We start from the raw sequence: 19691 nt of genomic DNA, 5'->3' as shown, positions 1-19691 counted from the left end.
TCCAGGGGACTTAGCGTGCCTTTTTGGGCTACCGGGTGTCTCTGTTATTGTTCATTTTCATCCGTATAGCGTTTGGCTTTATAGGCTGGATGCATCAGGTTCTCCACGGAGAAGATATCATCGAGCTCGGCTTCGGTCAGCAGACCGCGTTCCAGCACCACTTCACGCACGCTCTTTCCGGTTTCAGCGCAGATCTTCCCGACGATGTCGCCATTGTGGTGGCCAATAAACGGGTTCAGATAGGTGACGATACCGATAGAATTGAACACATAATGCTCGCACACTTCTTTGTTCGCGGTGATGCCATTAATGCATTTTTCCAGCAGGTTATAGCAGGCGTTGGTCAGGATGTGGATTGACTCAAACATCGCCTGGCCAATTACCGGCTCCATCACGTTCAACTGCAGCTGGCCTGCTTCGGCCGCCATGGTAACGCAAGTGTCGTTGCCGATCACCTTGAAACATACCTGATTGACCACTTCCGGGATCACCGGGTTGACCTTGGCAGGCATGATGGAGGAGCCGGCCTGCAGTTCCGGCAGGTTAATCTCGTTCAGACCGGCGCGTGGGCCTGAAGACAGCAGGCGCAGGTCATTACAGATTTTGGACAGTTTGACCGCCAAACGTTTCAGTGCGCTGTGCACCATAACGTAGGCACCGCAGTCGGAGGTGGCTTCGATCAAATCTTCGGCCGGCACGACCGGCAGGTTGCTGACTTCCGCCAGTTTTTGTACAGCCAGGTGCTGGTAGCCTTCCGGCGTGTTCAGCGCAGTACCGATAGCGGTGGCACCCAGGTTCACTTCCAGCAGCAGCTCGGCGGTGCGATGCAGGTTGCGGGTTTCTTCTTTCAGCAGCACGCTGAACGCATGGAATTCCTGACCCAGGGTCATAGGCACCGCATCCTGCAACTGGGTACGACCCATTTTCAGGATGGTTTCGAACTCTGTGGCCTTGCGGTCAAAACCTTCGCGCAGTTGGTTGATGGCGTCGATCAGTTTCTGGTTGGAAGCGTAAACCGCAATGCGGAAGCCGGTAGGGTAGGCGTCGTTGGTGGACTGGCATTTATTGAGGTGATCGTTAGGGTTCAGGTATTGGTATTCGCCTTTCTGATGACCCATCAGTTCCAGACCAATATTCGCCAGCACTTCGTTGGTGTTCATGTTCAGTGAAGTGCCTGCACCGCCCTGGAACACGTCCACCGGGAACTGGTCCATGCATTTGCCTTTGTCCAGCACTTCATCACAAGCCTGGATGATGACATCAGCGATTTTGCGTGGAATGGTTTTTAACTCTTTATTTGCCAGCGCTGCGGCTTTTTTTACCATCACCATGCCGCGGACAAACTCGGGCACGTCGCTGATTTTACTGTTGCTGATATAAAAGTTTTCAATCGCACGCAGAGTGTGAACACCGTAATAGGCTTCTGCGGGGACTTCACGTGTTCCTAACAGGTCTTCTTCGATACGAATGTTATTTGACATGAGAACCTTCTTTGTATTGCTGCCGAATTAATTGTCAGGTAACCAAATTATGTTGCCGAAGGCTTCAGGCGTGAAACGATTAACCACAGTGCCCGTTGCAGCCCAGATCATATGCTGGTTAGTAATAAATGAATGAATCCAGATCACCTTCTGAGCCTTCTAAAATCACGTGTTATTCGTTCTGTGATCTCTTTCACGTTTACTAACTTTAGCAATAAAAAAGGACCTTTGGTTGAAATGACCCTCGGCTGACCCCATTGTATTTAGGTCGGCCGTTTACCGGCCCCTTTTTCGCGTTGTCGCTTCCTTGCGGCAACGTAGATCTGCCAGAGGAGAACCAGGTGCGCTGGTTACCGTTACTGCTGATATTTTTATTGGCTTACATAGAAATATCGCTATTTATCAAAGTCGCCGCCGTTATGGGCGTAGCGATCACCCTGCTGTTGGTGGTATTTACCTCTTGTGTCGGCATTTCGCTGGTGCGTAATCAGGGCATGAAAACTTTCATGCAGATGCAACAGAAGCTGGCCGAGGGTGAAAGCCCGGCAGCGGAAATGGTAAAGAGCGTTTCACTGGTATTGGCGGGCTTCCTGCTGCTGGTGCCGGGATTCTTTACCGACTTCCTTGGCCTGCTGCTGCTGTTGCCGCCGGTGCAGAAGTCGCTGACGCTGAAACTGATGCCACACCTTTCGGTCTACCGTCCCGGCGGCTGGAGCCAGGGCGGCGATGCTGCCAACGGCAACACCTTCGATGGCGAATTTCAACGTAAGGACGACGATCGTTATACGTTGGGAAACCAGCCGGACGATCATGACAAGCGTAACGATCGTTAAAAAAACGCGGCTCCGCCGCGTTTTTCACATTTGTCCCCTCTGGATTGCCGTCAAAAGCGAAAATTTTTTTGGTCTGGCCCTTGAAGGGGGATGGAATGCCCCCATTTCAAATCCCACGAGGCCGGTAATAACAATCCGGTGACAACCCTAAGTCTGATAGAAACCTTCTTACAGGAGAGCGTTCAATGAGTATTCGTCCATTGCATGACCGCGTTATCGTCAAGCGCAAAGAAGTTGAATCAAAATCTGCTGGCGGCATCGTTCTGACTGGCTCTGCAGCGGGTAAATCTACTCGTGGTGAAGTTGTGGCAGTGGGTAAAGGGCGTGTTCTGGAAAGCGGCAACATCCAACCGCTGGATGTGAAAGTTGGCGATATCGTGATTTTCAACGACGGCTACGGCGTGAAAGCAGAGAAGATCGACAATGAAGAAGTGTTGATCATGTCCGAAAGCGACATTCTGGCAATTGTTGAAGCGTAATAACGCTTTATCTTCTGAACTGAACGAGTTGAAGGGAAATACCAATGGCAGCTAAAGACGTAAAATTCGGCAATGACGCTCGCGTGAAAATGCTCCGCGGTGTGAATGTTCTCGCTGATGCAGTGAAAGTGACCCTGGGCCCGAAAGGCCGTAACGTAGTGCTGGATAAATCCTTCGGCGCTCCTACCATCACTAAAGATGGCGTATCTGTTGCTCGTGAGATCGAACTGGAAGACAAGTTCGAAAACATGGGTGCGCAAATGGTGAAAGAAGTTGCTTCTAAAGCGAACGACGCTGCGGGCGACGGTACCACCACTGCAACCGTACTGGCTCAATCCATCATCACCGAAGGCCTGAAAGCAGTCGCTGCCGGCATGAACCCGATGGATCTGAAGCGCGGTATCGACAAAGCGGTTATCGCTGCTGTTGAAGAACTGAAAAAACTGTCCGTACCTTGCTCTGACTCCAAAGCCATCGCTCAGGTTGGCACCATCTCTGCAAACTCCGACGAAACTGTGGGTAAACTGATTGCAGAAGCGATGGAGAAAGTGGGCAAAGAAGGCGTTATCACCGTTGAAGAAGGCACCGGCCTGCAAGACGAGCTGGACGTTGTTGAAGGGATGCAGTTCGACCGCGGTTACCTGTCTCCGTACTTCATCAACAAGCCAGAAACCGGTTCTATCGAACTGGAAAGCCCGTTCATCCTGCTGGCTGACAAAAAAATCTCCAACATCCGTGAAATGCTGCCAGTACTGGAAGCCGTGGCGAAAGCCGGCAAACCACTGCTGATCATTGCTGAAGATGTTGAAGGCGAAGCGCTGGCTACCCTGGTGGTTAACACCATGCGCGGCATCGTGAAAGTGGCTGCGGTTAAAGCACCTGGTTTCGGTGACCGTCGTAAAGCCATGCTGCAGGACATCGCTACCCTGACTGGCGGTACCGTTATCTCTGAAGAGATCGGCCTGGAGCTGGAAAAAACTACCCTGGAAGATCTGGGTACGGCTAAACGTATCGTTATCAACAAAGACACTACTATCATCATCGATGGTAATGGTGACGAACCTGCGATTCAGGGCCGTGTGTCCCAAATTCGTCAGCAGATCGAAGAAGCAACTTCTGATTACGACCGTGAAAAACTGCAAGAGCGCGTAGCTAAACTGGCTGGCGGCGTTGCGGTAATCAAAGTCGGTGCTGCTACCGAAGTTGAAATGAAAGAGAAGAAAGCTCGCGTTGAAGATGCTCTGCACGCAACCCGTGCTGCAGTAGAAGAAGGCGTAGTTGCCGGTGGTGGTGTTGCACTGATTCGTGCAGCGTCCAAACTGAGCGAACTGCGTGGCGTGAACGAAGATCAGAACGTGGGTATCAAAGTTGCTCTGCGCGCAATGGAATCGCCACTGCGTCAGATTGTTCTGAACTGCGGCGAAGAGCCATCCGTTGTTGCCAACACCGTGAAAGCGGGCGAAGGTAACTACGGTTACAACGCAGCAACTGAAGAATACGGCGACATGATCGCGATGGGTATCCTGGATCCAACCAAAGTAACCCGTTCTGCTCTGCAGTATGCGGCTTCTGTGGCTGGCCTGATGATCACCACCGAATGCATGGTAACCGACCTGCCAAAAGGCGACGCACCTGATTTAGGTGGCGCTGGCGGCATGGGTGGCATGGGCGGCATGGGCGGCATGATGTAATCATCCCCTACACGTTTGTGTGCTAAAAACCCCAGCCAATTGGCCGGGGTTTTTTATTTGCGTGCTTAGTCGCACTGTATTTGATGATATTTTTGCAGACCAGACAGATTTAGCTGGTAAACTGAGCTTTCATTAGCTGTCGCTCAAGACGTTGGCCAGGCACCAGTGGCAACGGATGCTTAAGAGATGGCATCGCTTTCTGATAAGCTTTTGCAGAATTCTCAATATCATATGGGGAACAAGATGCGGATTAAAGCCTTACTGGGTCTTTCGGCAGCCGTGCTGCTGGCAGGTTGCAGCAGCACCAATGAACTGTCCGCCGCAGGTCAGCAGGTTAAATTTACCGACACCAAACCGACTGCGGAATGCCAGCTAGTGGGTGAAGTGACTGGCACCCAGAGCAACTGGTTGTCCGGTAACGGTGGTGAAGGCAGCTCCATGCGCGGCGCGGCAAACGATCTGCGTAACAAGGCAGCGGCGATGGGCGGCAATGTCATTTATGGCGCTACCAGTCCAAGTCAGAACCTGCTTTCAAGCTTTGCCCCGCTGGACAGCAAAATGGCCGGCCAAGTTTATAAGTGTCCATAACGGCCTAATGAGCAACTCATAATATAAAAAAGAGGCATGCCACGGCATGCCTCTTTTTGTATCGGCAATCTACCGGGGATCAGTCCTGCATCAGGTGCAGATCGAGAGGGGTTTTGCTTGGCTTACCGCCGACTTCGCGGGTCAGGCGTGGCACCATATAGCCGGAGATCTTGCCCAGCAGCGCCTGCATAATAGTGCGTGCTTCATCATCACTGACCATAAAGTGTGCAGCCCCCTGTACCTTATCCAGTACGTGGATGTAGTAAGGCAAAATGCCTGCGTCAAACAGTGCGTTGCTCAGTGCCGCCAGCGTATCGGCATCGTCATTGATACCGCGCAGCAGCACGCTTTGATTCAGCAAGGTGACGCCAGCCAGACGCAGTTGTGCCATGCTGGCCTGCAGTTCGCGGTCAATCTCATTGGCATGGTTGATGTGCGTGACCATCAGGACCTGCAGGCGTGATGTCGACAGCCGTTGACACAGTTCCGGTGTAATTCGCGCAGGGATCACCACCGGCAAGCGGGTGTGAATACGCAGGCGTTTTAGATGCTCAATGGCTTCCAGTTCACCGATTAGCCAGTCCAGCTCATGGTCTTTTGCCATCAGCGGATCGCCACCCGAAAAAATAATCTCATCGAGTTCCGGGTGTTGGCGGATATAATCCAGCGCCTGACGCCAGTTGGCCTTATTGCCCTGGTTGTCCTGATACGGAAAATGGCGGCGGAAGCAGTAGCGGCAGTTGACCGCACAGCCGCCCTTAACCAGCAGCAAAGCACGATTACGGTATTTATGCAGCAGCCCTGGTACCACGCTACGCTGCTCATCAAGCGGATCGGTGGTGAAGCCAGGCGCTTTGATGAATTCTTCGCTGGCAGTCAGTACCTGGCGCAGCAGCGGGTCATTGGCATCGCCAGGCTGCATGCGGGCTACGAAAGAGCGCGGGACGCGCAGCGCAAACAGCCGGCGGGCTTCACGGCCCTGTGGCAATTCCGGATGCGTATTCAGTGACAAAAGCTGCAGTAATTCATCGGGATCGGTAATAACATCGGCGAGTTGATGCAACCAATCTTCTCTATATGCCGTATTTTGGGTTATAATGTGTGCCATTTTTTTGGCTAAGCTACCAGTTTAAATATTCAGAGGGGCCATCATGGCGACTTATTCTAGCAACGATTTCCGTCCGGGTCTTAAAATCATGTTCGAGGGCGAGCCTTACGCTATCGAATCCAGTGAGTTCGTTAAGCCGGGCAAGGGCCAGGCGTTTGCGCGCGTTAAAATGCGTCGCCTGCTGACCGGCAGCCGTGTAGAGAAAACCTTTAAATCTACAGACTCTTGCGAAGGTGCAGACGTTGTAGATACCAACATGAACTACCTGTACAACGACGGTGAGTTCTACCACTTCATGCACCCTGAGACTTTCGAGCAGCACGGTGTTGAAGAGAAAACCGTATCTGACGCGGCAAAATGGCTGCAAGATAACGCAGAATGTATCGTTACCCTGTGGGACGGTCGTCCTATCGCTGTTCAGCCACCTAACTTCATCGAAGCTGAAATCACTGATACCGATCCTGGCCTGAAAGGCGATACTGCCGGTACTGGCGGCAAGCCTGCGACCCTGAGCACCGGCGCCGTGGTTAAAGTGCCATTGTTCGTACAGATTGGCGAAGTTGTCCGTGTTGACACCCGCTCTGGCGAATACGTATCACGCGTAAAATAAGTTTCAATACAAAGGGGCCTCGTTGGGCTCCTTTGTTTTACCCCTTCCCGCAAATTGTTGGCAGAATCTGCATAATGAAGAAAACTCTGTTGGCCGTTATCTCCCTGTTGCTACTGATGTCCCTTAGCGGATGTAATACTTTCCGTGGGTTCGGTGAAGACGTTCAGCACCTTGGCGGCGCTATCTCGCGTACGGCCAGTTAATAAGTATCAGATGCACTAATGTATTAGTGCGAAATAAGACCATTCTAAACAGCAACTCTCGCTGATATTTACTAAGCTTAGAAAACCGTACTTTTTCATCACTGACAAATAAGGGCTTTCATATGCTGAAGAAAAGTATTATCGCGATTTTCTCTTTGATGTTCTTGGCCTCATTGACCGCATGCAATACCACTCAAGGCGTAGGCGAAGATATTCAGGCTGGTGGTAAGGCCATCCAGCGTAGCGCGCAATAACCCACCTTGATGATTTCTGCGGTATTCCGCGAACGGCCGTAAAAGGGCATCGTCGTGGGATACCGCTTTCTCTGCTGAGCCTTTCCTGGCAGTCACCTTTGTGCTGTTATCCTCCCAGGCTGCAGGTATAATCTCCGGGCATATCACAACGCTAAACGGGACGACCTGTTTACGCATCTGTATTCGGGGACGACCCCATAGTAATGGAGCCTGTTTCATGGCTTGGATTATTCTGCTTATTGCCGGTTTGCTTGAAGTGGTGTGGGCTATCGGTTTGAAATACACCCACGGCTTTACCCGCCTGACCCCCAGCCTTATCACTATTGCTGCCATGGTAGTCAGTATGCTGTTGCTGGCGCATGCGATGAAAACACTGCCCGCCGGCACGGCCTACGCGGTATGGACCGGTATTGGTGCGGTAGGTGCAGCGATTATGGGGATGGTGCTACTGGGCGAATCAACCAATATCGCGCGTATTCTCAGCCTGTGCCTGATTGTAGTCGGCATATTGGGGCTGAAGTTCAGCAGTCACTGATACCCGTCGTCTTTCAAGCTGTAGCGTTGTTACCTGCTTACAAGACCCATCCGTGGGTCTTGCCCCTTTGGGGCCGCTGCAAGCAGCGTTCAAATCTGTTCCCGACAGATTTGTCACTAACCCCAGTCACTTACCTGAGTAAGCTCCTGGGGATCAGTGAACTGGGCGCCTAGCTACAGCTTGAAATCCATAGGGTATGTCGATTTGATCGAACTGATAGCCCCTTAGAAATAATAACAGGCGACCAACGGAAGTGGCCGCCAGAAGGGGGTTACAGGGTGACTACGCCGATCAGGGTCACTACGCTGAGGATGGCAGCCAAACCGTAGAAGACCCATTTGCCGGCGGGCACATGGATTTTCAAATCATGCATCGCATGGTGGATACGGTGCAGACCGCACCATAGCGGCAGGATAATCATCAGCAGCAGGAACAGGCGGCCAATCAGGCTCTGGCAGAAGGCCAGTACGCGGTCATAGCCCAGTGCATCGCCTGGGAATAACCCCAATGGCAGAAGAATGCCGATCAGTAGCACTATGGCGGGGGCGATGATGGCTCCCCACATTCCGCCGGCGCCAAATAATCCCCAGAAAACCGGTTCGTCTGAGCGTTTAGGTGCAAGATTTATCATGTTTCCTCCGGATTACATCAAGGCCACGGCCAGAATGACCACGCTGGCAACTACAGTCACCGCCCACAGCGTTTTCACTATTGGCCCCGGGCCCATTTTCTCGCTGTTAACCACAATGTTGGCGGCTTTCGGCGCCAAATCGAACCAGGTCTTGGTATGCAGCAGTGCGGCCAGCAGCGCGACGACGTTAATCAGCAGCACCAGTGGGTTTTGCAGAAAACCGACGAAACCCGCCCAGCTATCTACCCCGCCTTTAAGCGCAAAGACGCCGTAGATCAGCACGATACTGAACCAGACTGCTGGCACCGAGGTGCTTTCGCGCAGCATATAGAAACGGTAGAAACCGAGCTTTTGCCACCAGGTCGGCGTCATGGTGCGCACGTAGGGCTTACGTTGTGTTGTCATTGCTGTTTATCTCCCTTATTGCGGCTTCAGCATGGCGATCATGAAGTCTTTGGCACTTTCCACCTTGCCCTGCTGAATCGCAGCGGCCGGGTCGACGTGCTTCGGACAAACTTCAGAGCAGTAGCCGACAAAGGTACAGCTCCAGACGCCGTTTTCACCGTTCAGCTGCGCCATACGCTGTTTCTGGCCGTAGTCGCGGTTATCCAGGTTATAGCGGTGTGCCAGGGTGATCGCCGCCGGGCCGATAAACTCTGGGTTCAGGCCGAACTGCGGGCAAGCGGCATAACACAGGCCGCAGTTGATGCAGCCAGAAAACTGGTGATACTTGGCCATTTGCGCCGGAGTCTGCACGTTAGGGCCATCTTCCGGTTTGCGATTATTGCCGATGATGTAAGGCTTAATCGCCTCCAGACTTTCGATAAAGTGGGTCATATCGACCACCAGATCGCGCTCAATCGGGAAATTGCCCAGCGCTTCTACCTTCATGCCGCCGGTGTACTCGCGCAGGAAAGTTTTACAGGCCAGCTTTGGCACCCGGTTGACCATCATGCCGCACGAGCCGCAGATCGCCATACGGCATGACCAGCGGTAGGAAAGATCGGGGGCCAGGTTATCCTTGATGTAGCCCAGGGCGTCGAGCAACGAGGTTTGCTCATCATAAGGCACCGCGTAAGTCTCGAAATGCGGCTCAGAGTCGCGTTCCGGGTTATAGCGCATGACCTCGATTTTCAGGGTGTTCATCTCAGCCATTTGCCTGCTCCTTATCCTTTTTATCCTGCGCTTCGGCTTCAGCGCCGTATACACGTTTGGCCGGTGGCAGTTTGGTGATCTTCACGTCGCTGTATTCCAGGCGTGGTGCGCCGTTCGGGTTATGGAACGCCAGCGTATGCTTGAGAAAATTCACGTCGTCACGTTCGGTACAGCCTTCGTCCAGACGCTGGTGGGCACCGCGGGATTCTTTACGGTTGAGAGCGGAATGCGCCATGCATTCGGCCACGTCCAGTCCGTAACCCAGCTCGATGGTGTACAGCAGATCGGTATTGAACACGCTGGAGTTGTCGGTAATTTTGACGCGCTTGAAGCGTTCTTTCAGCTCAGCCAGTTTATCGACGGTTTTCTGCATCAGTTCCGGGGTACGGTAAATACCGCAGCCTTCTTCCATCGACATGCCCATCTCGTCGCGGATTTTTGCCCAGTTCTCGTTGCCTTCCTGTTTCATCAGGTTGCTCAACCGGGTTTCGACGTCGCGCCCCTGTGCATCCAGGGCACTGCCGTTAGCCGGGTTGCTTTCCAGCGCGCGGCGAGCTGCTTGCTCACCGGCCACCCGGCCGAATACCACCAGTTCTGCCAGCGAATTGGAACCCAGGCGGTTAGCACCATGCAGGCCGACGGAGGAACATTCACCGACGGCAAACAGCCCTTTAATACGGGTTTCGCAGTTTTGATCGGTTTCAATGCCGCCCATGGTGTAGTGCGCAGTTGGACGCACCGGGATCGGATCTTTCACCGGATCGACGCCGACATAGGCCTTGGCCAGTTCACAGATGAACGGCAGGCGTTCCAGCAGTTTCTTCTCACCCAGGTGGCGCAGGTCGAGATAAACCACGTCACCGCGTGGGGTAGGAACGGTGCGGCCGGCACGCCATTCATGCCAGAAAGCCTGCGACACCTTGTCGCGTGGGCCCAGTTCCATGTATTTGTTCTTTGGCTTGCCCAGCGGGGTTTCCGGCCCCATGCCGTAGTCCTGCAGGTAGCGATAGCCGTCTTTGTTGACCAGAATACCGCCTTCGCCACGGCAACCTTCGGTCATCAGGATACCGGAGCCAGGCAGGCCGGTAGGGTGATATTGGACAAACTCCATATCACGCAGCGGTACGCCATGGTGGAACGCCATGCCCATGCCATCACCGGTGACGATACCGCCGTTGGTGTTGTAGCGGTACACGCGCCCGGCACCGCCGGTAGCCATGACCACCGAATTGGCACGGATCTGCACGCGGGTGCCTTCCATCATGTTCATCGCCACCAGGCCGCGAGCCTGGCCGTCATCCACCAGAATATCCAGCACGAAGTGCTCGTCGAAACGCTGGATTTGCGGGTATTTGAGCGAGGTCTGGAACAGGGTGTGCAGCATGTGGAAGCCGGTCTTGTCGGCGGCGAACCAGGTGCGTTCAATCTTCATGCCTCCGAAGCGACGTACGTTGACTGACCCGTCCTCTTTACGGCTCCATGGACAACCCCACTGTTCAAGCTGGGTCATTTCGCGCGGGCAGTTGTGGACGAAATGGTCGACCACGTCCTGTTCACACAGCCAATCGCCACCGGCAACGGTGTCGTTGAAGTGGTAGTCGAAGCTATCGTGATCCTGAGTGACGGCGGCGGAGCCCCCTTCAGCGGCTACCGTATGGCTGCGCATCGGGTAGACTTTTGAGATTAGCGCGATTTTCAGTTGGGGGTTGGCTTCCGCTGCGGCTATTGCTGCACGTAAACCAGCACCCCCGGCCCCAATAATGGCAAGATCGGCGTTAAAGGTTTGCACTGCATTCCTCCAATATTCTTGTTAAGAACGGCAAATTAAATATCTATGCTTAATATTTATAAAAAACTTCGGGTGCTAACTAACTGAGTTTATTGTCGTTGCATTAATACTAAGGATAGATATCTCCCACCAATAATGTGGAATTAACTATACCTAAAGTTAAGTAGAAGAAATTTGATGTGATCGATTGTTTTGCCTTTTAACCGCCGGTTGGGAGGATAATTTACCGCAGGCTGGATTTAACGTTTATTCACCTTTTATTAACCTTATTACTAACTATTTATCAGGTAATGTCGCGGTTAAAAGTCCAGGGCCTGTTAAGAATTTGTTTGCATGCCGGGATACGAGTAGACTGCATCCCCTGTTTGATTTCGGAGTAATTACCATGAGCGAAACGGCAAGCTGGCAGCCAAGTGCACCCATCGCCAATTTGTTGAAGCGCGCAGCGATCCTGACTGAGATCCGGCGTTTCTTCGCCGATCGTGGCGTATTGGAAGTTGAGACGCCAACCATGAGCCAGGCGACGGTCACCGATATCCACCTGTTCCCGTTCCAGACGCGTTTCGTCGGGCCCGGCGCGGCGGATGGCCTGACGCTGTACATGATGACCAGCCCGGAATACCACATGAAGCGCTTGCTGGCGGCGGGCAGCGGTCCGATCTATCAAATGGGGCGCAGCTTCCGTAATGAAGAAGCCGGTCGTCACCACAACCCGGAATTCACCATGCTGGAGTGGTACCGCCCGCATTACGACATGTACCGTCTGATGAATGAGGTGGACGATCTGCTGCAGCAGGTGCTGGATTGCGACAGTGCGGAAACCCTGTCCTATCAGCAGGCTTTCCTGCGCCATCTGGATATCGATCCGCTGTCAGCGGAGAAGGCACAATTGCGTGAAGCGGCGGCCAAGCTGGATCTGAGCAACATTGCCGATACAGAAGAAGATCGCGATACGCTGTTGCAGTTGCTGTTCACCGTTGGCGTGGAGCCGCACATTGGTCGTGACAAACCGGCGTTCGTTTATCACTTCCCGGCCAGTCAGGCGTCGTTGGCGGAGATCAGTACCGAGGATCACCGGGTGGCGGAGCGTTTCGAGGTTTACTTCAAGGGCATTGAGCTGGCGAATGGCTTCCGTGAGCTGACGGACAGTCGCGAACAAGGGCAGCGTTTTGCCCAGGACAACCGCAAACGTGCGGAACGCGGCTTGCCACAACATCCGATTGATAACAACCTGCTGGACGCATTGCAGCACGGCATGCCTGAATGCTCAGGTGTGGCGTTAGGGGTTGACCGCTTGGTGATGCTGGCGCTGGGTGCCGAGAGCCTGAGTGAGGTGCTGGCCTTCCCGGTCGGGCGCGCATAGCTGCTAATTCAGCGCCATTGCGATAAAAAAAGGGTTCGGCCATAGCCGAACCCTTTTTGCATTCTGCGCTACAGACTGCCCGATTCGCGTTTGGTGTTCGGCGGTGGGGTAGACGGCGGCGTACGGCCATTGCTGGTCAAGCGTGAGAGCGTCTCGCTGCGCACCTGGAACGGTGGGTATGGCAGCGTAATGCCGTGCTCGCGGTAACCGGCCAGAATCAACTGATGGATCTCGTGGCGCAGAGGCATGCGGTGGCCCATCTCGGCCGCATAGATACGCATCTCGAAGATCTGAATGCCCTGTTGCAGATCGACCAGATAGACCTCCGGCACCGGGTTGTCCAGCACCAGCGAGCAGCGTTCGGCGGCGTTGAGAAGGATCTTGGTCACTTCTTCGCTGTTGGCATCGCCCGGTGCCGGCACCGTCAACACCACACGGGTCAGGTTGTCCGACAGCGACCAGTTGACGAACTGCTCGGTGATGAACGCCTTGTTCGGCACGATGATCTCTTTGCGATCCCAGTCAGAAATAGTGGTGGCGCGAGTGTTGATCTTGGTGACGGTGCCGGTCAGGTTGCGGATCGTCACCGTATCGCCGATGCGGATCGGCTTTTCGAACAAAATGATCAAGCCGGAGATGAAGTTGGAGAAAATCTCCTGCATGCCGAAGCCCAACCCCACGCTGAGCGCGGTGACCACCCACTGCAGTTTCGACCACTCGATGCCGATCCAGGAAAAACTGAGGATAGCGCCGAATAGCAACAGCAGGTACTTGGTAATGGTGGTGATGGCATAGCCGGTGCCCGGCGTCAGATCAAGGTGCTGCAACACCGCCAGTTCCAGTAGCGCCGGCAGGTTACGGACCAACTGCATGGTGACGACCAGCACTAAAATGGCGATCAATACCGCACCCAACGTGATCGGGTGTGCCGTTTCCACCCCGTTGACCGTCGAGGTTACGTCCCACAGGGAGATGTTTTCCAGGAAGGCGAAGGCGGAATGGATCTCCGACCACAGCACGATCACCGATACCAGCGCGATCATGGTCAGGATCGAACGTACCAGCCGCAGTGACTGGGCGCTGATGGTATCGAGATCGATTTCCGAATCATCCAGATCCGTCGAGCCTTCGGTGCTGTTAGGCGTGTGTGAGCTTTCTTCTTCCCCACGTGCACGCTGGGCCAGGATATCGGCGCGGCGTTGCTTGGCGCGGTCAAAGGCAATACGGCGGCGCTGGATCAGCATCCAGCGACGGATAATATGGTAAATCACCAGCAGGAAGAACCAGATGGCTACCGAGGTTTCCAGACGCGCCAGCAGCGCCTGTGAAGTGGTCAGGTAGCCGACGGCCGAGGCCAGTGCTGCCAGCACCGGTGCCGACAACAGCAGCCCCCACAGCGCGGTGTTGACCATGTTGTCGCCGGAGCCTTTCTTGTCCAGATACAGCGGGATGCCGGCACGTTTCAGGCTGTTGGTTACCAGGGCCAATGCCAGACACAGCAAGATAAAGCACAGCCGGCCAAGGGTGTTGGCAAATTCGCGTTCTTTCAGGCTGTCGAAGGTAATCAGCGCCATGATCAGCGGCACGATCAGCCAGATCGACATTTTGTAGTAACGCATGGCGCGTGAAACCTGCTTCACCGGCCAGCGGAAATGCACGATAAACAGCCCCTGTGGATGAGCAAAGGCGGCGCAGATCATACAAACCCACAAGATCGGCAGTGTCGCAGTGACGCCCTTGCCGATGGCTTCGGCTACCGGATAGTTCCAGGCACTTTGCAGGCCAAAACCGAGTGCCGCCCACAACACCGGCAGCGGCAGCGCCACCAGAATCGACCAGAACACGGTGCGTACCGTCAGGAAGAACTCGTCCTGGGTGACTTTGCCGACCCGGCTGCTGGCCCGGGTCAGGAAGGCGTGGTAGTGCTTGCGGGAGCTGATGCTGAAAATCACCAGCAGCAGGGCACCGAAAATCGGGATTAGCGTTTCCTGGCTGGTCACCATCATCATAAAGGCACCGCCGAGTTGCGACAGCGTATCGAGTGACAGCAACACAGTGAGATCGTGCGCCACGTTAATCGGGTAGGACAGGTTGATCGGATTAATGTCCGGCACCCAGAACAGATAACGGTGGGTGGCGTCCCGGATTTCGTTCAGGGCCTCAATTAGCTGGGTATTGGCCACTTTGAGCTTGGTCAGCTCGAGGATTTGGGTATCGCAGCCGGAAAGCAGTGAATTGAGCAGTTCGCGTTGGGTACGCAACTGGGCGTCGACGATACGCCGTTCCGCGCTGGTCAGTTCACTGCCATCGTCGCGTTTAAACTCTCGCTGTGGGAGTTTCTCCAGTTGGCTTTCAAACTGCAGTCGCTGTACGCGCAACTGAGCCATATCGCCGTCCAACTGCTGTGGCTTGGGCATTTCTGGCAGTGTCGCCACCTGGGCACGCAGGGTTTCTCCCAGTGCGGACGAGGAGCCAAGCCATTGGGCCTGTTCGATGATGGTGCTTAATGCCTGGCGCACCTGCAGCGTTTGCGCGGCGGCCCGACGTTGTTGGGATGAGATCAGATCCATGCGCTGGGCCTGATTGTTCAACGCGGCGGAAAGTTCACGGTTGATCTGTAGCTGCTGGCTGATGCTTTTTGGCAGGTCGCCGTTCTGTTCGGCCAACTGCTCGGTTTTTTCCAGTGCCAGTTCGGCTTCACGTTGCCGCTGGGCATTGAGGTTATTGCGCAGCGCCTGCAGCTGAATGTCGACTTTCTCGTGGCGCTTTTTGTAGACCTCAGCGCGCATCCGCGCCAGTTCCTGACGATTGTTGGCCGACAGCTGCGCCAGCTCGAGTTCATCAACCTTGGCTTTGCGCGCAGCGGCCTCAGTTTGTAATAACGCCAGCGCGGCCTGTGCATGTGGCGTGGTCGGGTTAGCGGGCTGTGCCTGCAGACGGCGCTGCACTTCCGTCAGCGCTCGGCGAGCATCGGTCTGCTGCTGTGGCAACTGACCGAGGGAGTCGCTGATTTCTCGCGTGCGCTCCTGTTCCTGCTGCAACAGCCGGGCCTGTTCCAGCAACAGACTGCTGGTTTGCAAAATTTGCTGCTCCAGATCGCTGGCCGGCAGGTTATCGCCATTTGGCAGGATCTTACTGTCTTCAATTACCAATTGACGGCGCAGTTCCTGCGTCATCTTTGGAAAATCGTCGATCACCCGCTGATACTGTTCAACACGCGTCAGCGACTCTTTGCGTTCTGATAACCAGTTGAGGGCGCTTTGCAGCGCCTCAGTGGTTTCCGCCTGATTAGGCACGTTTTTGTTGCCTTCCGCCTGCTTCAACTCTTGTTTGAGCTGTGTTTCGGTAGGCACCGTGGCGGCCAGCACCGGTTGAGACAGTAAACAACCGAGCAATAGCGTGATAATCAGGCGCACAGTATCAATTCCCTTAGATCTGCGTTGTTTCAGCGGCGGCAGGTGTCGCCGGGATTTCTGCGAAGGCTTCGCCCATACGGGTCACGGTGCCGTTGTTCAATTGCGGGGCAAACTGCACGCTGCCTGGGGCAAACAGGTTGATGACCGTCGAGCCAAGCTTGAAGCGGCCCATTTCTGCCCCTTTCTCCAGTGCGATAGCGCCTTCAGCGCCTTCTGCCGGGTAGGTCCAGCGCTTGATAATGCCTTCGCGCGGTGGTGTAACGGTGCCGGCCCAGACGGTTTCGATGCTGCCGACGATGGTGGCACCCACCAGGATCTGCGCCATAGGTCCGATCGCGGTATCGAATACGCAGATCACACGCTCATTGCGGGCAAACAGGTTTGGTACGTTGGCTGCGGTCAGTGGGTTGACAGAAAACAGGTCGCCCGGAACATAAATCATTTCGCGCAGTACGCCATCACACGGCATATGCACACGGTGATAGTCACGAGGTGCCAGGTAAGTGGTGGCGAACAGACCGTTGCGGAACGGCTCAGCCAGTATGTAGTTGCCGGCCAGCAGCGCCTCCAGGCTGTAGTAATGGCCTTTAGCCTGGAAAATTTGGTCGTCGTTGATCGGGCCGAGTTGGCTTATCGCGCCATCTGCGGGCAGCGCCAGCCAATGGGGGCCGTCGACGATCGGACGTGCGCCGTCACGCAGTGGCCGTACAAAGAAATCGTTGAAGGTCGCATAAGAGGTCAGGTCAGGATTTTGTGCTTCCTGCATATCCACGCGGTAATAGCGGGCGAAGCCCTTCACCACTAGCTGGGTCAGCCAGCCGGCTTGTTTATCTGCGCCCCAGCCTGCCAGGCGGGTCAGCGCCAACTTGGGTAACCAATACTGCAATTTAATTTTGATGCTATCCAGCACATTAACCTCGTGAATCGGGGTAAAGGGCGCGCATTGTAACCATGGCTCCGCCATAGTCAACGCCGCCCGGTATTATCAGCCTGCGGCGTCGGTGAAGTTCTTGCGAACCTTCACGGAGGCCATGCTTTCCAGAATACGATGGTAGTTTTCAAAACGCTCTTTGGCGATATCGCCTTTCTCCATCGCCCCGCGGATGGCGCAGCCTGGGTCGGTGTCGTGGCTGCAGTCGCGGAATTTGCAACCGCCCAAATAGTCACGGAATTCGACATAGGCTCGAGTCACTTGTTCCGGCTCCAGATGCCACAGACCAAACTCACGCACACCCGGTGAATCGATCACATCGCCGCCGTGTTGGAAATGGTACAGCCGCGCAGCGGTGGTGGTATGTTGCCCGAGGCCAGAGACATCGGAAACCTGATTTACCAGAATTTGCGTATCGCTTGGCGGCAACAGGGCATTCAGCAGGCTGGATTTGCCCACCCCGGACTGGCCGGCAAAGATACTGATACGATCGACCAGCGCCTGTTCAAACGCCTCCATCCCTTCACGCGTCTGGCTGGAGACTTCCAGCACCCGGTAACCGATATGGCGGTAGATATCCATCATCCCGTCGACGGTCTTGCGTGCTTCTGCATCCAGCAAGTCGATTTTGTTCAGTACGATCAGCGGCTCGACTTCCAGCGTTTCACAGGCCACCAGATAGCGGTCGATCATATTCAGCGACAGCTCTGGCAGGATCGCGGAAACGATGACGATCTGATCGATATTGGCGGCGATGGGCTTCACGCCGTCGTAGATATCGGGGCGGTTCAGTACGGAAGTGCGTTCATGCACGGCCTCTACAATACCTTTCACCCCAGCATGGGTGCCGACACCAGGGCGCCATACCACACGATCGCCGGTCACCAGCGAACGTAACGTACGGCGGATATTACAGCGGTGCTGAGTGCCATCCGCTGCTTCAACGTCGGCGTGCATGCCGAAACGACTGATGACGATGCCGTCCTGCGGCTCACCCAGTTGGGAATCATCCAGTTCCGGTTTATTGTCAGTGCGCTTCAGGCGACGTTGATGGTTCGCTTGCACGCGGCGTTCTTGACCTTTGGACAGTTTGTTCTTGCTCACTGCGCCTCACTTGAATCCGCTTTATCGCTCATGGCGACCAAAAAGACTATGATACACGCTATTTTATATTAAATAACCGTTGTTAGCCGCCACGCGCAGCCTACTACCGTCGGTAAACAGCCAGTGTCGCTCGCCGCCTTGCCTATAGTTTGTTTATCTTTTGGCTTTTACGCAGGAAATATCATGACAGGAAACGAAAATAACCTGATTTGGATCGATCTGGAGATGACAGGATTGGATCCTGAACGCGATCGCATTATCGAGATCGCAACACTGGTCACCGACGCTAATCTGAACATACTTGCGGAAGGGCCGACGATCGCCGTACATCAATCCGATGAACAGCTTGGTTTGATGGATGACTGGAACGTGCGTACTCATACCGGCAGCGGGCTAGTGGAACGCGTGAAGGCCAGTCAGTACGACGACCATGCCGCCGAGTTGGCCACTATCGCCTTTTTGCAACAGTGGGTACCGGCGGGCAAATCACCGATCTGCGGCAACAGTGTAGGCCAGGACCGCCGCTTCCTGTTCCGCTATATGCCGGAACTGGAAGCCTACTTCCATTACCGCTATCTGGATGTCAGCACTTTGAAGGAGTTGGCGCGTCGTTGGAAGCCGGAAATCCTAAGCGGTTTTAAAAAGCAGGGTACTCATCAGGCTATGGATGATATCCGTGAGTCAGTAGGTGAATTGGCCTATTACCGTGAGCATTTCATCCAGCTATAATGGATGCCAGGCCCCTGAACAGGGGGCCTGATTACCGCAAGTGGCCAATCCCGCCGCTTAATTAACCAGTTTGGCGCTTTAATCGGCAAACAAACAAAAAACGCGTTTTTTTGCTTTCAGGGGCTTGCGGCAGAAAGGATTTCTCGTATAATGCGCACCCCGTACCGATGAAGAATTTCGTTTAGTTCCGACATCGTTACGCCGGGCGGGAATAGCTCAGTTGGTAGAGCACGACCTTGCCAAGGTCGGGGTCGCGAGTTCGAGTCTCGTTTCCCGCTCCAAATTCAGCAATGCTGCTTAGGTGGCGTGATGAATAAAAAAGTAACAAGTAGTACCCATGCGACGCGGGAATAGCTCAGTTGGTAGAGCACGACCTTGCCAAGGTCGGGGTCGCGAGTTCGAGTCTCGTTTCCCGCTCCAAAAAATTCAAAGGCCATGTTGTTGTTTGATGGCCGGATGCCCAAAGCATCTCAATGCGGGAATAGCTCAGTTGGTAGAGCACGACCTTGCCAAGGTCGGGGTCGCGAGTTCGAGTCTCGTTTCCCGCTCCAATTTTATCTTCGTTTTAACTCAGTCCAACGCCTTTACCGGCGCGGCTTCATGTCTTGTTGTACATACCCTGTCGAAATGTTGTGAACAGACTTATCCACAGGTAGCGTACATAATACCCTCAGCTCAAAAAATCAACGCCACATAAATGAAATCTTTATGTATTTGATTTATAAAGATATTTATTTATCGGAAAACGTTATGCCGATCACTTGCTCTTTTTGTTGCAGTTGAAAGACAAA

General features: G+C 54.3%; 19 protein-coding genes and 3 tRNA genes. 13 read left to right on the top strand and 9 right to left on the bottom strand.

Annotated elements, in window-relative coordinates; all coding sequences use genetic code 11:
• Positions 1-44: 44 nt before the first annotated feature.
• A complete protein-coding gene (gene aspA, locus ACUTSU_RS20545) occupies positions 45-1481 on the bottom strand; it encodes an aspartate ammonia-lyase (RefSeq protein ID WP_445652693.1) in 1437 nt (478 codons plus the stop codon).
• 341 nt (positions 1482-1822) lie between these two features.
• Here aspA and ACUTSU_RS20540 point away from each other — a divergent pair, with 341 nt between their 5' ends.
• The 4 genes from ACUTSU_RS20540 to ACUTSU_RS20525 all read left to right on the top strand — a co-directional run bounded on the left by ACUTSU_RS20540 (position 1823) and on the right by ACUTSU_RS20525 (position 5072).
• On the top strand, positions 1823-2314 hold the full coding sequence (locus tag ACUTSU_RS20540) for an FxsA family protein (RefSeq protein ID WP_445654664.1): 492 nt from the start codon (positions 1823-1825) through the stop codon (positions 2312-2314).
• Between the two features lie 185 nt (positions 2315-2499).
• Positions 2500-2793, top strand: a complete 294-nt coding sequence (locus tag ACUTSU_RS20535) for a co-chaperone GroES (protein WP_004952634.1) — start codon at positions 2500-2502, stop codon at positions 2791-2793.
• A gap of 44 nt (positions 2794-2837) precedes the next feature.
• Positions 2838-4484: a chaperonin GroEL gene (gene groL / locus ACUTSU_RS20530; RefSeq protein WP_135314812.1), complete on the top strand. Its 1647-nt coding sequence runs from the start codon at positions 2838-2840 to the stop codon at positions 4482-4484.
• A gap of 243 nt (positions 4485-4727) precedes the next feature.
• Entirely contained in the window at positions 4728-5072 is a 345-nt protein-coding gene (locus ACUTSU_RS20525) for a DUF4156 domain-containing protein (protein ID WP_445652695.1), read from the top strand.
• 79 nt (positions 5073-5151) lie between these two features.
• Here the strand turns inward: ACUTSU_RS20525 and epmB are convergent, their stop codons facing one another.
• The gene (epmB, locus tag ACUTSU_RS20520; protein ID WP_445652696.1) at positions 5152-6180 is read right to left on the bottom strand and encodes an EF-P beta-lysylation protein EpmB; all 1029 of its coding nucleotides are present in this window, start codon (positions 6178-6180) and stop codon (positions 5152-5154) included.
• A 43-nt stretch (positions 6181-6223) separates the two neighbouring features.
• Between epmB and efp the strand changes: the two genes are divergently transcribed.
• From efp to sugE, 4 genes are all read left to right on the top strand, one after another.
• Positions 6224-6790 carry an elongation factor P gene (efp, locus tag ACUTSU_RS20515; RefSeq protein WP_004952647.1) on the top strand — a complete coding sequence of 189 codons (567 nt, stop codon included), beginning with the start codon at positions 6224-6226 and terminating at the stop codon, positions 6788-6790.
• Between the two features lie 74 nt (positions 6791-6864).
• Positions 6865-6993: an entericidin A/B family lipoprotein gene (locus ACUTSU_RS20510; protein WP_012004876.1), complete on the top strand. Its 129-nt coding sequence runs from the start codon at positions 6865-6867 to the stop codon at positions 6991-6993.
• A gap of 122 nt (positions 6994-7115) precedes the next feature.
• Positions 7116-7247 (top strand): entericidin A/B family lipoprotein, encoded by a 132-nt coding sequence (locus tag ACUTSU_RS20505; protein WP_135314814.1) that lies wholly within the window; start codon positions 7116-7118, stop codon positions 7245-7247.
• 217 nt (positions 7248-7464) lie between these two features.
• Positions 7465-7782 (top strand): quaternary ammonium compound efflux SMR transporter SugE, encoded by a 318-nt coding sequence (sugE, locus tag ACUTSU_RS20500; protein ID WP_017891350.1) that lies wholly within the window; start codon positions 7465-7467, stop codon positions 7780-7782.
• A 271-nt stretch (positions 7783-8053) separates the two neighbouring features.
• On the opposite strand, the gene frdD is transcribed toward sugE, so the two are convergent.
• From frdD to frdA, 4 genes are read right to left on the bottom strand one after another with little or no spacing between them, the layout of a single operon-like run.
• On the bottom strand, positions 8054-8413 hold the full coding sequence (frdD, locus tag ACUTSU_RS20495) for a fumarate reductase subunit FrdD (protein ID WP_445652697.1): 360 nt from the start codon (positions 8411-8413) through the stop codon (positions 8054-8056).
• Between the two features lie 12 nt (positions 8414-8425).
• On the bottom strand, positions 8426-8818 hold the full coding sequence (gene frdC, locus ACUTSU_RS20490) for a fumarate reductase subunit FrdC (RefSeq protein ID WP_261110230.1): 393 nt from the start codon (positions 8816-8818) through the stop codon (positions 8426-8428).
• A 15-nt stretch (positions 8819-8833) separates the two neighbouring features.
• The gene (locus ACUTSU_RS20485; RefSeq protein WP_445652698.1) at positions 8834-9568 is read right to left on the bottom strand and encodes a succinate dehydrogenase/fumarate reductase iron-sulfur subunit; all 735 of its coding nucleotides are present in this window, start codon (positions 9566-9568) and stop codon (positions 8834-8836) included.
• A complete protein-coding gene (gene frdA / locus ACUTSU_RS20480; RefSeq protein WP_445652699.1) occupies positions 9561-11357 on the bottom strand; it encodes a fumarate reductase (quinol) flavoprotein subunit in 1797 nt (598 codons plus the stop codon). Before frdA ends, ACUTSU_RS20485 begins: the two co-directional genes overlap by 8 nt.
• Positions 11358-11742: 385 nt before the next feature.
• Between frdA and epmA the strand changes: the two genes are divergently transcribed.
• Entirely contained in the window at positions 11743-12720 is a 978-nt protein-coding gene (epmA, locus tag ACUTSU_RS20475) for an elongation factor P--(R)-beta-lysine ligase (RefSeq protein ID WP_445652700.1), read from the top strand.
• A gap of 68 nt (positions 12721-12788) precedes the next feature.
• Here the strand turns inward: epmA and mscM are convergent, their stop codons facing one another.
• The 3 genes from mscM to rsgA all read right to left on the bottom strand — a co-directional run bounded on the left by mscM (position 12789) and on the right by rsgA (position 18171).
• On the bottom strand, positions 12789-16136 hold the full coding sequence (mscM, locus tag ACUTSU_RS20470) for a miniconductance mechanosensitive channel MscM (protein ID WP_445652701.1): 3348 nt from the start codon (positions 16134-16136) through the stop codon (positions 12789-12791).
• Between the two features lie 13 nt (positions 16137-16149).
• Positions 16150-17046 carry an archaetidylserine decarboxylase gene (asd, locus tag ACUTSU_RS20465; protein WP_445652719.1) on the bottom strand — a complete coding sequence of 299 codons (897 nt, stop codon included), beginning with the start codon at positions 17044-17046 and terminating at the stop codon, positions 16150-16152.
• Positions 17047-17121: 75 nt separating this feature from the next.
• Positions 17122-18171 (bottom strand): small ribosomal subunit biogenesis GTPase RsgA, encoded by a 1050-nt coding sequence (rsgA, locus tag ACUTSU_RS20460; protein WP_445654663.1) that lies wholly within the window; start codon positions 18169-18171, stop codon positions 17122-17124.
• A gap of 183 nt (positions 18172-18354) precedes the next feature.
• Here rsgA and orn point away from each other — a divergent pair, with 183 nt between their 5' ends.
• The 4 genes from orn (at position 18355) to ACUTSU_RS20440 (ending at position 19451) form a co-directional block, all read left to right on the top strand.
• Positions 18355-18900: an oligoribonuclease gene (orn, locus tag ACUTSU_RS20455; protein ID WP_445652703.1), complete on the top strand. Its 546-nt coding sequence runs from the start codon at positions 18355-18357 to the stop codon at positions 18898-18900.
• A gap of 205 nt (positions 18901-19105) precedes the next feature.
• Positions 19106-19181, top strand: a tRNA-Gly gene (locus tag ACUTSU_RS20450).
• A 63-nt stretch (positions 19182-19244) separates the two neighbouring features.
• A tRNA-Gly gene (locus ACUTSU_RS20445) sits at positions 19245-19320 on the top strand.
• A 55-nt stretch (positions 19321-19375) separates the two neighbouring features.
• Positions 19376-19451 (top strand) — tRNA-Gly (locus tag ACUTSU_RS20440).
• The last annotated feature ends 240 nt before the right edge of the window (positions 19452-19691 follow it).

The sequence above is a fragment of the Serratia sp. NA_13 genome (assembly GCF_052691735.1).
The sequence above is the reverse complement of the archived record's forward strand: the minus strand, read 5'-3'. Positions and strand labels throughout refer to the sequence as shown.